The following is a 12,292-nucleotide window of genomic DNA, read 5'->3' on the forward strand; positions in this document are numbered from 1 at the left end:
GGGGGGGGCCCGCCGCCCCCCGCCCCCCCTGGGGGGGGGGGGGGGGGCGCCCCCCCCCCCCCCCCCCCCCCCCCGCCGCATGGGGGCGGCTGAACGGTGGAGCTGGCGCGTTGTGGACTGCCGATCGGGACGGGGGCGCGGGTGATCCCGAGTGATGGAAGGTACTCTAAAGTCACTCTATGACACCTTGAGTGATATTTAGTGATATGTGGTTACGTAAGGTGCCATATGGGGATATCGGTCTCGCGAGCGGCCGCGCGAGCGCCAACGGGCCGATAAGGAAAAAGGAAAGGGCGGCGCGGGGCCGCTCTTCCTCGATCGTCAGTCGCCCGCCTTCTTGGCGAGCAGGTCGAAGTCGTCGCCGGCAAGTGTCATGCTGTAGATGGTTTCGCCGTCGCGCTCGTACTGGGTTTGGCGAACGGTGCCACGCACATGTACGATGTCGCCGGTGGCAACCTTCTGCTCAATGTAATGGATGCGGCGTTCGTTGAAGAACGTGACCTCGTTCCAGTAGGGATTAGCTTCGAACTCGCCTCGATCGTTGGTGCGCCCGTATTCGGCGACGATCGACACTCTGAGGGTGGAGCCTACGGTTTTGATCCGGCCCACGCGCCCGATGATCTGAAATTCTGCCAACCCGCGCATCTGATGTCTCCTATTGCGGTGTTTCGATGGACGGGCACAGGCGGGGGATGCGATGCGATCAAGCGAAAAATCGGAGGGTCTGCAAAGCGGAAACCGATTTTTCGCTTGAAGGGGTTCGCCCTGGTCGCAAAGAGTGTCCACCGCTAATTTGACCGTCCGAAACATGGCAGGAGACAAGACGCGAGACCGGCATCCCATGACCAGCGACAGGGGTGCTGGATCAAAGACGCCGGCGCGTGTCGCCGCTCAGACAGAAATCCTCGGCCGCTACGCTAGATCGGTCTGACGGAAATCCCCGCCCTTGTAGAGCAAGGGCACGCGAAACGCTTTTGCGAACGCATAGGCGAAGCAATCGCCCATATTGAGCTGAGCGGGATGCCCTGCGACTTTCCCGTATGTCGTAGCAGCCTCGCGGGCCGTGCGACCGATGCTTTCGGTGACGTGCATCTCCCGAGCGCCAATCTCGGCCAGAAGGGCGGCAACGAGATCTTCCGCGTTCGTGGCATCGTCAACGGTCATATGCGTTTCACCACGGCTCCGCGCCATCTGGACGGCAACCGAGATAACCGCCTCATAGCGGGCGATAGAAGACGTGATAACTTTCCCTTTGGCACCCTCAAGCGCGACGAGAAAACCTGCCGCTTCGGGCTCGCTTTTCAGGATAGCAACGATGGCGGAGGCGTCGAGGAACATCACTGATTTCCCGACAGCTCATCCATAAGCGGTTTGTCGTCAAAGCCATCCGTGCGCAGTCCATGCGATGCTGCACGCTCTTGAAGCGTGGCGACCTTTTGAACAAGACTCTCCTGAGCGGCCAGGCGTTCCAACTCATGTTGGAGCGCCAAACGCACGGCTTCTGTCTTGCTGGCCGCCATACTGACGCGGGCCAGCTCCTCGGCTAAGTTGTTGACGCTGTCATCGCGGATGTAGAGGGGCATCGTATATCTCCTAAGGATATTCATAATATACGAAATGAATATGCAGGCAAGTGCCGATGCTCACCTAACCAACCTGGAGCGCCGGCGAGCACCTTGATCAGCTCATGAATTTACTCAGGCGCCCCCTTGCGTCGCCATAAGTTCCTGCTGCAATCCGTCGATCCCCAAAGATTGCAAATCGTCGTTGAAGTCTCCAAGAAACGACGTGAGTTCGATCACCTCGATTTCCGGCCGCTGCGTCTGCACTTTCGCTTTGAGAAGCCTTGCGGCAGTAGCACCAGCCTCGTCGTTGTCGCGAGCGATCCAAAGCGTCTTGAGGTTCGGCGGTATCTCGAACAACGAAAGGTGCCGAGCCGTCAAGCAGGCCGCCAACGGCATCTTCGGCAAGGCGGAGCCAACCGACAGCATGGTTTCGATGCCCTCGCCCGCCATAAGGTCGGCGCCCACGGCCCCGAACCGCACGGTGTTGCCAGCGATTTGCCCGAGCGCGCGCTTTGGGTCTTCAATCGAGGCTATGGAATCGCGCTCGCGGTCGAGCCAGGTCCTGGCAACCCCGGTCAATCGACCCGAGCAATCGGTGACGCTGGCGAGCATCGCGGGGAGCTGCCCAAAGGCTTGTCGGGCATAGTCGCGGAAGAACACCGCCTCGTGGTAGCGCAACGCCGGTCCAAAGCGCTCGATGCCACGATTCTTGAGATAGGCTTCGGCGGCTGTTCGGTCGATCGTGTGGCCTAACGAAAAAAGCCGCCTGGCGCGCTCGCTCGGTGGCGCTCGAGTGTCGGCCGTCTTCGCTGGGACTAGCGCAATCCTTTGCTGCTCGGGATGGCCGAGGAACCGTCGAGCTTCATCGGCGATCTCGCGAAACGTCGTCAGATTGAGCGCGAAGCGGATCAGATCGAGAAGGTCGCCGTGATGGTCGGGATCTACTTTCCACATTACAGAGAGCATTCCGCAATGCAATACGAAGTGTGTTCCGTCGCACACGCAGTTGCAAGAAAACAACACCAAGTCGGATCCGGCCCAGCCGAGCGACGGGGCTTTTCGGTCACGTCGCATTGCGGGACTGGTCGCGAATCCTAAGTTGGGCAATGGTGACGGAGGTCGGCGCCCGCCAGCGCATCTGTCGCCGCGCGTACTCTTCCTCCTTCGAAGCCAGCCCATTCCTTACCTCGAGCCGTCGTCTCCGCTTTATGATCAACCGCGCCCCTCTCCGCGAACCTCCGGGCGAAAAGCGCTCGGGCACGATCCAGTCGATCACCATCGCCGCGCGGTTCCTGACCATTCTGGCCAACGCGGAAGAGGCGCTGGCCTTGGGCGTCCTGGCGCGATGCGCCGGAACCAGCAGCTCCACCGCCCATCGCTACCTGCACAGCCTCATGAAGGAGGGGCTGGCCACGCAAGATGACGCCACCGGCCGTTACGACCTCGGCCCGACGGCACTCAGCGTCGGCATCGCGGCGCTGAAGCGGATCGACCCGATCGAGATCGCCGCCCGGCATATGAAGGATCTGGCGAGCAGGATCGCCGCCAGCGGCGGCGTCGCCATCTGGAGCGAGCGAGGTCCGACCTTGGTACGCTGGTACCGAAGCGCCCATTTCTCCATCAGTTCGCTCGGTCTTGGCGATATTCTGCCGCTCGACAACACGGCCTGCGGAAGGGTGTTTCAGGCGTTCCTGCCGGAAGGCCGGATCGAGATGGCACGTCGGCTGCAGCCGGACCATTTCCGCGGCGTCCCCCCCCTCGCCGGAGGTCCTGGCCGCGATTCGCACGTCCTGCTGCGCGGAACTGACGAGCCACCTGCTGCCCGAGATCACGGGCCAGGCGGTTCCCGTCTTCGACGCCCAGCAGGAAATCGTCTGCGTGATGACGCTCGTAACCAATCTCGGGCAGGGATTGCGCGAAGAAGACGCGCGGGCCCTGTTTGCGGCGGCCAGGATGGTGGCAGCCGAAACGGGCGGGACAGACGCTTTCGCCTAACCCGCCCTGATCTCAGTGATCGTCGTCCTCGTCGCCTTCGACCTGGCCTTTGCGCCAATAGGCGACGGACAGATGATGGTCGCGAGTGAGGCCCCGCTCCTTTCGCAGATAGGCCCGGATCGACTTGAAGCCGTCGAATTCGCAGGCCGTCCAGACGAAATAGGATTGGTCGCCGTCGGGCAAGGCGACTTGGCGCACCGCTTCGGCCAAGAGAGCTCCCGGCGCTGCGCTCCCCCGATGGAGCCAGCGGATCTCGATCCCCGTGCGGTTGTCGATCGCCTGCTCCTCGTCCGGGCCAGCGACCTCGATCAACGCCACGCCGCGTTTCGCCCCCGCGAATGTCTCCAGATTGCGGGCGATCGCCGGCAGCGCCGTTTCGTCGCCGCCAAGCAGATACCATTCTCGGTCGGCGCGGATCGAACCGCCAAATGGACCGGCGAGGCCGATCCAGTCGCCCTCCTTGGCGCGTCCGGCAAAAGCCGCTCCCGGGCCGGGGTCTTCATGCACGACGAAATCGATCTCGATTTCGCCGTTGGCGGGGTCGCAGCGACGCGTCGTGTAACGGCGGATCGCCGGGCGCGGCTTGTCCTCGTCCCAACTCAGCAAGCCGTCTCGTCCCACCACTGGCCACACCAGTTCGCCGCCCTTGGGCGGAATGACCAAGCCCAGATGCAGGTCGTCATTCGACGCAAAACGATCCAGGTCGGGGCCGACGAAGGTAACCCGGCGCATATGCGGCGTGATGTCGCGAACGCTGCGGACCTGAACCGGTCTGAAGTTGGGAGGCGTGACGATATCGCTGCCGTCGCCGGTCCATGTCACGTCCGGCGTCGCCGGCTTGGCGAAGTGCTTGAGGTGGCCGGCCAGCGCCATGCGAATGTAGTAAAGCCCCGAGAGATCGGTGGATTCCGCCAACAGTTCGATAACGCCGGGCTGCGCCCGCAAGCTGCCTTGGCCGAAGGAAAAAGTGACCAGATGCGCCGCGCCGTTTCGATCGATGCGAGCATCGTGCTCGGCAAGATGCTCGCAAACGGAGGCGATGACAGGATCGGGATCGGGAATCGAGACGACGGCCGTGGCAACGAGACGATTCATCGGAAACGCACTCCTATCGGATCTCACGCCGGCATCGCGACACAGGACGCAGAAGCCTGGAAAGCCAGCGCGCTGGGACGTCGAAAGAGGATGCCCGACCGCTAAAACCAAGGGCTGCCGACGTCCTGTAGATAAAGTTGAGTTTCTTAGCAAGGTTTTCATTGAGAACGGCATGGGAACGCCGTCAAGAGCCCGAACGCGTTGACCGAAAGGCTGGTCGCCGGGAATGGAGACGGCGTCTTCGGATCGGGACACGATGGCGCTTTCCGCAGTGACTTCCTCGGCTTCGCCGTTGCGGACAATCGTAGTTCTATAAGGACCCGAACAGCACCGTCGGGTCCGTGATCAGCCCCATGTCGCCGAAGAGCCGGGCGAGACCGGCTCTTTCCGGTCCTGGAGCGGTACGATCGGCAACCGCCAGAAGGGCAGGATCGGCACCTTCTATCGCGACACCGATCCCAGCCCATTCCAGAACTTCGAGGTCGTTGAGGCCGTCACCGACCGCCATGACGTCCCGGGCTTCGGCACCGAACTCCAACGCGGCGAGCTGGGCGCCGAGTGCCTTGTGCACGTCGGCAAGGAAAATCTCGCCAGCCGAGGATCCCAAATTGGGCAGGGAACTCGGAAGCGTCGCAACCTCCGGACCGATCAGTTCTCCGAGCTTGCCGACGGGCACCGACGAATCGAAGACCGTTATCTTGCTGAACTGCGCTCCCCGACGACGCGGGCCCGTCTCGATCGTGAAGAGCGAGGTCGGTATCGACCGCCGGCCGCCGGCCGCCGAGCGCAACTTTTCGAACACGGCGGCCCGACGCGCGGCGATGTCCGGCGGCCCGTGGAGCGTTTCCGGCGACTCGAGGATATAGGCGACCTTGTGCGCGTCGAGGATGTCGACCGCCCGGTCGGCGAGGTCCGGAGGAAACCGCTCGTCGCGCAGCACCCGGCCACCCACCTCCACATAGGCGCCGGCACCGGCGACGATTCCGTCGAAGTCGGCTTCGGCCAGAAAACCGGACAGCATGCAGGCTGGACGTCCGGTGCACAAAAGCACGCGGTGTCCGCGCGCCCGCGCCTCGGCAACGGCAGTCACGTGAGCTTCCGGCACGACGCCGTAGTCGGCGTAGGTTCCGTCCACGTCGAGGAAGATGATCATCCTGTCGCCTCGCCCATTGAGGATCGCCCGTGGACCTGCCGCCACGCCACCCCGGGGAGTGGGGGTGAGGTCACCGAGTTCGCCAAAAGATGTGTCGCGGATTCGCGGGCGTCCGCACGCAACGCTCCAGAGAATGCGTCTATTCGATCGGCCAAACGGTTTCCAGATCGTTCGTGCGAGAGATCGTCGGCATGGACCGGACACCGCTTTGCGCCACGCCTGGGAAATTTCGCGAATCGGGCGAGACAGGTGTGTGCGCGGACCGTCGGGGCGAATTCGAGCCTGCGTTCGAAACGATCTGGGCCGACGTCATAACCACATCGTTCGACCGCGAGGTTCGGAGCGGAGCCAGGGCTCCGCAGCCATGGCGAAACAGGGCAACGCCGGGCGACCGATCGAGGATGCCCGACTCGCAAAGCCCTATTCGACCTGAACCCAGGGATTGGTGTTGCCGTAATACCGGTCGAGACCAAGGCTGAACCAGCGCCCGTCGAGCACCGTTTCGATCAGGTGCCGTTTTTGCTCGGGCGCGATGCTGGTGTCGGCGTCGATGGCCTTCAGCACGTCGTCGTAGGCGGTCCGTTCCTCCGACATCGTGACGTTCGCCTTGTCCATGCCCGCGTCGAGGATGAGCTGCGTCGGCCCGCTGTCGATCCCAGTCCAGGGCTTCCACCGCGTCAAGCCTTCACCGTTCGGATCGCCGCTCCACAGAAAGTTGCGGATATAGCTCCCGAACTGTCCGCCAAGATCCTTGGCGCCCGGGTTGGCGAATGCATCGGGAAAGAGGCCGGAAAAGCCCGTCGTCCTGTCGGTGACGAAGGGGATCCAAACACCGTGAAACGCTCCGAAGAGGGTGGCCATCGGCTCGCCGACAATGGCCGGATCGCTGCCCCAAGCCATGCGCACGGTATAGATCGGCGCTTCGTAGTGATCGAACATCCGCTGGGCGGATTCCTGTGCGTTGAACAGCTCGTAGAGTTTGCTGCCATAACCGGCCGCGAATTTCAGTTCGGCCAGCCTCTTCGCGTCGGCCAGAAGCTCGTCGTTGCCCTGGCCTGCGAACTCCGCGTCGTAGCGCGCGAACAGCGAGAATTCCTGCGACCCGGTCATCATGATCAGGGGCACCGAGTTGTAGCTCGCCGTATCGAAGCCGTTCTCGGGCAGCACCGTTCCGTCGTTGTAAAGATGCGGGAAGACGGCCATGCGGATGCCGGCATTGCTCATCAGTCCGGCAAGGCGACCGGCCGACAGACCGTCGAGATAGTCGCCCACATCGGCTCCGCTGGTCAGAAGCCAGTCATAGGCTTCGTCTTCGCTCGCCTTGATCTTGTCTTCGACGACGAGCGGCGCGATCGCTCTGGCGATGAGCTTGGCGCTCTCTCCGGCATCGGCGAGCGTCATGCCGCCGCTGAAGGAAATCGCCTTCTGGAATTCGCCGGCAAAGATCGGCGAAATCAGCATCGCCATGACATCGCGGCCGCCGGCGGAAAATCCGGCGACCGTGATGTTCTCACTATTGCCGCCGAACGCGGCGATGTTCGCCTTCAGCCACTGCAGGGAACGCGAAATGTCGAGCAGCGTGAAATTGCCCGAATCTTCGATGTTGTCCCCGGTCTTCAGCGCCGGCAGGTTGTTGAAGCCGAGCAGGCCGAGCCGGTAGTTGACGGACACGACGACGGCATTCGCGTTGACGGCGAGCTGCTCGGCGTTGATTTCCTCGCTGGTTCCGGTCTGGTTGTTGCCGCCGTGGATATAGACCAGGACCGGCAAGCCCGTTTCGTCGCTGTTCGGGCGATAGATGTCCGCGTTGAGGCAGTCCTCGTCGCCCGCCACTTCGCCGGAAGCAATCTGGGTGCAAAGCGTGGCGTGCTCGGTGGCGTCGCGGACTCCGGTCCAGGCGTCCGGCTTCTCCGAGGCTTTCCACCTCAGGTCGCCGACGGGCGCCTTGGCATAAGGAACGCCACGCCAGAGCAGGGTCTTGTCGTCGTTGACCAGAAGGCCGGAAACCTGGCCATAGGCCGTCCCCTGCACGATGCCGGCATGATAGGCCAGATCGGCCGCCGTCGCGGCGCCCGACGCCAACAAGGCGCCGGTTCCGAGACAAGATGCTGCGGTCAGTGCGCGGCCCAGTCCTTCGAGCCGGCGGACAAATAGCGTGTTTACCAATTCTCTCTCCCAGGGATCGTCATCGATGGCTCCGGGGCCGTCCCGGAAGTTCGGACGGAGGACGCAATGCCCTCCGCTCCTTGATTTTCAGGCCGAGGCCGGCGGCACCGAGCAGTTCAGGCCGCGGTCTGCGCTCTTTGCTTCTCAGCTTCCAACATCGAGTCGTTATAGGAAAACAGGTACGTCACGATCGCCGTGCCGAAATAGGCGACCGCGACCATCGCCGACATGATCAGGAACGTTCCGGTGTCCGGGCCAAGGAAGATCGGCATGGTCAGCAATCCTGGAACGGCCATGACATAGGCCGCGCAGCCGGCGACCACGACGATCGCACCGCAAATGGTGCCGAACACGACGCCAGTGATGAACGGACGGCCGAAACGCAGGTTGACGCCGTAGATCGCCGGTTCCGTGATGCCGAAGATGCCGGAAAGGGCTGCACCTGCCGCGATTGCCTTGAGCTGGGTGTCGCGCGTCTTGAGGAACACGCCGAGCGCGGCGCCGGCCTGGGCGAAAACTGCCGGTGTGACCGCCGCCAGAAGGCTATCCTGTCCGAACGTGGTGACGTTGTTGAGAATGACCGGCACCAGCCCCCAGTGCACGCCGAAGATCACGAACACTTGCCACAGGCCGCCGAAGACACCGCCGGCCAGCCACGGCGCGAAACCGAACACGGCCTTGTAGCCGGCCCCGAGACCCAACGCGATGTTGTTGGCGATCGGGCCGACGATGAGCAGAACGGCTGGAAGCATAACGCCGATGCAGATCATCGGAACGAGGAAGGGCCGTATCGAGGAGTGAATCCATGATTTGAGCCACCTCTCCAGCCAGGACATCACATAGACGGCAAGGACGATCGGAATGACTGTCGATGCATAGCTGATAGGGGGAACGGGAAGTCCGAGCAGCGTGATGGACGTGCCGGACGAAGCCGCCGCGACGACCGTCGGATAGATCATCCCGCCGGCCAGGACCACGGCCACGAAGGGATCGGCCTTGAAGCGTTTGGCTGCGGTGAAGGCCAGAAGCATCGGCAGGAAATAGAAGACGGCGTCGCCGGCCGCGTTGAGCACGAGATAGTTGCCGCTGTCGGTGGAAACCCATCCCAGCTTGACCAGCACCAGCGTCAGGCCTTTCAACATGCCGCCGGCGACCATCGCGCTCAAAAGCGGATTGAAAAGGCTCGAAACGAGCTGGATGATGGCGTTGAGCCACGCGGTGTTTTTCTTGCGGATGTTGGCCTTGCGCGCCTTGGCGGCGTCTTCGGCGCTCGCAGTCGCGTCCGCCTCGACCTGTGCTTCCGCGCGCATGTCGAGTTCCTTGACCACGGCTTCGTAGGAGTCCGGCACGGTGTTGCCGATGACGACCTGGAACTGGCCACCGCTTTGAACGACGGCAACGACCCCGGCGACTTTCTGGACCGCCGCCTTATCGGCCTTTGCGTCGTCCTTGAGGGTGAAGCGCAACCGCGTCGCGCAATGCACGACCGCTTCCACGTTACTTTTTCCGCCCACACCATCGATGATGGATTTTGCCTGTTGTTCGAGATCGCTCATCACGCGCCTCCCCGAAGAGCCGGAATGACCGGCGTGCCAATGTGATTGGATTTCGGGTATTGCCCCAGGTTTTGTTCCAACCTGTTCAGCGACAAAAAAACCCGAGACGACCGAGGCTCGGTCATCTTCGGGTTTTGCTCGTCGCTTGACGGTCACAATCCCAATTATGGGCACCAGTTGGTTATGGGCACCAGTTGGTGCGTGTTTCTGCCGTAGCAACTGTGTATTGAACAATCAAGGATCATCCAGATACTGCAGTTCATCGACGGAAGCGACCAAGTGCCGCGCGATCAGTGCTCGGGACGGCATCGACGCTCCTTGCGGCCCATGCGCTTTCTGCGGCGCTTTCGCAATCGGCGAGGCTGCGCGAGCGGCGCGCCACCGTCGACCGCCGACCGCCGACCGCCCATAGGCGTTGCAGGGCCGTCGGCGGCAAGGCGCACATAGCCTTCAAGTCATTCGCAAACGATCCGAAGCCGTCAACCTTCCAGAACGGAAGCGCCGTTTGTGGCGATCAGTTCCTTGTAGTGGCCGAAGCTCTTCTTCCGCGTCCGCTTCAATGTGCCGTTCCCGTCATTGTCGCGATCGACGTGAATGAAGCCGTAGCGCTTTTTCATCTCGCCGGTGCCGGCGCTGACGATGTCGATGGGACCCCACCAAGTGTAGCCCATGATCTCGCACCCGTCGGCGATTGCCTCGGCCAGCGCCCGGACGTGAGCGTCGAGATAGGCGATACGGTAATCGTCGTCGATCGAGCCGTCGGGTTTCAGCTCGTCGACCGCGCCGAAGCCGTTTTCGACGATGAACAGCGGTTTCTGGTAGCGATCCCAGAGCTCGTTGCACACGTAGCGCAATCCTAAGGCGTCGATCGGCCATCCCCATTCCGATTTTTCGAGATAGGGATTGTCCTTGCCGTCGATGCCGCCGGTGTTGCCCATCACGGGCATTCCGGCTGCGAAGGTCGAGGTGAAATAATAGCTGAAGCCGTAATAGTCGGCCGGATTGGCCGCGAGGAGTTCGAGATCACCCGCCGCGATCTCGAGCTCGAAGCCCGCGTCGCGGAACATGCGCCAGGCATAGTTCGGATAGGCTCCGCGCAGGATGACGTCGGAATAGATCAGCGAACGCCGACGGACCTGCATCGTGGCGAATGCGTCCTCCGGCCTGCAGGTCGCCGGATAGATGCCGCCCGCCTGCAACATACAGCCGATCCTGCCGTCCGGCACCAGTTCGCGACAGGCCTTGGCGGCCAGCGCGGATGCCAGGAACATGTGGTGCGACGCCTGAAAGATGCGCCGCTGTCTCTCCGCTTCGGGGGCGTCGTCCGGCAGTTCGATTGCCGCCGCCGCCAGCGGAATGACGGAAGCCATGTTGATTTCGTTGAAGCCCATATAGAGCTTCACTCGGTCGCCGAAGCGGGTGAACACGGCGCGCACGTAACGCTCGAAAAATGCGATCAGGTCGCGATTGAGCCAACCGCCATATTTGCGCACGAGGTGAATCGGCGGTTCGTAATGCGACAAGGTGACAACCGGCTGGATGCCGTGCTTCAGCATCTCGTCGAACAGCCTGCCGTAGAAGGTCAAGCCTTCCTCGTTGGGCTCGATCTCGTCGCCCTCGGGGAAGATTCGGCTCCAGGCGATCGAGGTTCGCAGGACCTTGAAGCCCATTTCGGCGAAAAGCGCGACGTCCTCGGGGTAGCGATGATAGAAGTCGATGGCGGTGTGATAGGGATAGTAGGCCGTGGGGTCGACTTCGGGATCGGCCTTGCCCGACAGCAGGCCTCCCCGGGTCAGGTCGGAAACCGAAAGGCCCTTGCCGCCCTCGTTCCAGCCCCCCTCGGTCTGATTGGCGGAAATTGCCCCACCCCAGAGAAATTCCTCGGGGAAGCCGAGATCGGTCATGGTGGACGCTCCTTATGCGTTGCACAGATCCGGGATGCTCATGCCGGCAGCCGCCAGCCCGCCGCGTGGTGGCTGAAAACGGTCGCAGAATCCGTGAGATGCACAATCGCGGACCGCTTCATGCTGCTCTTGCGACGGTTTGCATCGCCGGCACGAGTGGCCCTTGGGAGTTCGTCTCCGTTCGGGCCAGAAATAAAGCGAGCTGCCAATTCCGGCCGGCTCGCTTCGGTCTTGCCCGCTTTCACGGTGACAATCCTGTTTCGCACCGTCCTTGCGGTGCATGCGACGGGAATTAAGGGCGTTGTCGAAGCGCGTCAAGCGAACCCAACGCCGCAGCATGCGGTCAAGCGGAACTGCCGGAAACTGGAGAATCCAGTTGCGAACCGGCGGAACATGAAAAAGGAAGAATCAGAGTTAAGCTATTGATTTTATTGGCGACCCCGGCAGGATTCGAACCTGCGACCCTCTGCTCCCAAAGCAGATGCGCTACCAGGCTGCGCTACGCTCCGATACTCCAGCGCGTTGGGATTTGCAGGGTTTTATGGCGACAGTTAAGGCTCGGGCAAAAGGCGCCGATCGAGACGTCCTTTGGACGCGATCGAGACCGCCTCCGCGCGGACGCCTTTCCTTTCGGCCCGTTTCTCCCGCGTGGACCGAAATGACGAAAAAGGTCGGAATGTCAGAAGGGGTCGGCGAACCGCATTCTCTGAGTGTCTGATCCGAAATTGAGGTGAGTGGTATCAGTGGGTTAGCTTGACAGCCTCGCCGGCCGTTGATTCAGGGGTTTTGCCAAAAACTACCTTGGATCAACGATGTGGACCGATACCACTCGCGCACAGCATGCGCGCACCAGCCTGG

The 12,292-nt window shown here is 62.3% G+C and carries 10 protein-coding genes; 1 reads left to right on the forward strand and 9 read right to left on the reverse strand.

Annotated features, from left to right (window positions below):
- Positions 1-321 precede the first annotated feature (321 nt).
- The 4 genes from SMD10_RS23685 to SMD10_RS23700 all read right to left on the reverse strand — a co-directional run bounded on the left by SMD10_RS23685 (position 322) and on the right by SMD10_RS23700 (position 2,588).
- A complete protein-coding gene (locus tag SMD10_RS23685; protein ID WP_331688212.1) occupies positions 322-645 on the reverse strand; it encodes a single-stranded DNA-binding protein in 324 nt (107 codons plus the stop codon).
- A gap of 267 nt (positions 646-912) precedes the next feature.
- A complete protein-coding gene (locus tag SMD10_RS23690; protein WP_331688213.1) occupies positions 913-1,338 on the reverse strand; it encodes a type II toxin-antitoxin system VapC family toxin in 426 nt (141 codons plus the stop codon).
- A complete protein-coding gene (locus tag SMD10_RS23695) occupies positions 1,338-1,583 on the reverse strand; it encodes a type II toxin-antitoxin system VapB family antitoxin (RefSeq protein ID WP_331688214.1) in 246 nt (81 codons plus the stop codon). The genes SMD10_RS23690 and SMD10_RS23695 overlap by 1 nt, the downstream gene beginning before the upstream one ends.
- A 114-nt stretch (positions 1,584-1,697) precedes the next feature.
- Positions 1,698-2,588 carry a DUF7146 domain-containing protein gene (locus tag SMD10_RS23700; RefSeq protein ID WP_331688220.1) on the reverse strand — a complete coding sequence of 297 codons (891 nt, stop codon included), beginning with the start codon at positions 2,586-2,588 and terminating at the stop codon, positions 1,698-1,700.
- 83 nt (positions 2,589-2,671) lie between these two features.
- Between SMD10_RS23700 and SMD10_RS23705 the strand changes: the two genes are divergently transcribed.
- Positions 2,672-3,649 carry an IclR family transcriptional regulator gene (locus tag SMD10_RS23705; protein WP_432757309.1) on the forward strand — a complete coding sequence of 326 codons (978 nt, stop codon included), beginning with the start codon at positions 2,672-2,674 and terminating at the stop codon, positions 3,647-3,649.
- Here SMD10_RS23705 and SMD10_RS23710 read toward each other — a convergent pair.
- From SMD10_RS23710 to SMD10_RS23730, 5 genes are all read right to left on the reverse strand, one after another.
- Positions 3,573-4,655, reverse strand: coding sequence for a siderophore-interacting protein (locus SMD10_RS23710; protein WP_331688215.1), 1,083 nt, complete (start codon positions 4,653-4,655; stop codon positions 3,573-3,575). The genes SMD10_RS23705 and SMD10_RS23710 overlap by 77 nt on opposite strands.
- Positions 4,656-4,965: 310 nt before the next feature.
- The gene (locus tag SMD10_RS23715; RefSeq protein ID WP_331688216.1) at positions 4,966-5,808 is read right to left on the reverse strand and encodes an HAD family hydrolase; all 843 of its coding nucleotides are present in this window, start codon (positions 5,806-5,808) and stop codon (positions 4,966-4,968) included.
- A 420-nt stretch (positions 5,809-6,228) separates the two neighbouring features.
- Positions 6,229-7,974 (reverse strand): carboxylesterase family protein, encoded by a 1,746-nt coding sequence (locus SMD10_RS23720; protein WP_331688217.1) that lies wholly within the window; start codon positions 7,972-7,974, stop codon positions 6,229-6,231.
- 116 nt (positions 7,975-8,090) lie between these two features.
- A complete protein-coding gene (locus SMD10_RS23725; protein ID WP_331688218.1) occupies positions 8,091-9,764 on the reverse strand; it encodes a PTS transporter subunit EIIC in 1,674 nt (557 codons plus the stop codon).
- Between the two features lie 245 nt (positions 9,765-10,009).
- Positions 10,010-11,434, reverse strand: a complete 1,425-nt coding sequence (locus SMD10_RS23730; RefSeq protein WP_331688219.1) for a glycoside hydrolase family 1 protein — start codon at positions 11,432-11,434, stop codon at positions 10,010-10,012.
- Between the last annotated feature and the right edge of the window lie 858 nt (positions 11,435-12,292).

Source organism: Consotaella aegiceratis, from assembly GCF_036541425.1.
Taxonomy (GTDB): Bacteria; Pseudomonadota; Alphaproteobacteria; order Rhizobiales; family Rhizobiaceae; genus Consotaella; species Consotaella aegiceratis.

Excerpts from the sequence above, each read along its gene's own strand:
- SMD10_RS23685 (WP_331688212.1), bottom strand. The coding sequence starts at position 645 with ATGCGCGGGTTGGCAGAATTTCAGATCATCGGGCGCGTGGGCCGGATC.
- SMD10_RS23690 (WP_331688213.1), bottom strand. The coding sequence starts at position 1,338 with ATGTTCCTCGACGCCTCCGCCATCGTTGCTATCCTGAAAAGCGAGCCC.
- SMD10_RS23695 (WP_331688214.1), bottom strand. The coding sequence starts at position 1,583 with ATGCCCCTCTACATCCGCGATGACAGCGTCAACAACTTAGCCGAGGAG.
- SMD10_RS23705 (WP_432757309.1), top strand. The coding sequence starts at position 2,672 with ATGGTGACGGAGGTCGGCGCCCGCCAGCGCATCTGTCGCCGCGCGTAC.
- SMD10_RS23710 (WP_331688215.1), bottom strand. The coding sequence starts at position 4,655 with ATGAATCGTCTCGTTGCCACGGCCGTCGTCTCGATTCCCGATCCCGAT.
- SMD10_RS23715 (WP_331688216.1), bottom strand. The coding sequence starts at position 5,808 with ATGATCATCTTCCTCGACGTGGACGGAACCTACGCCGACTACGGCGTC.
- SMD10_RS23730 (WP_331688219.1), bottom strand. The coding sequence starts at position 11,434 with ATGACCGATCTCGGCTTCCCCGAGGAATTTCTCTGGGGTGGGGCAATT.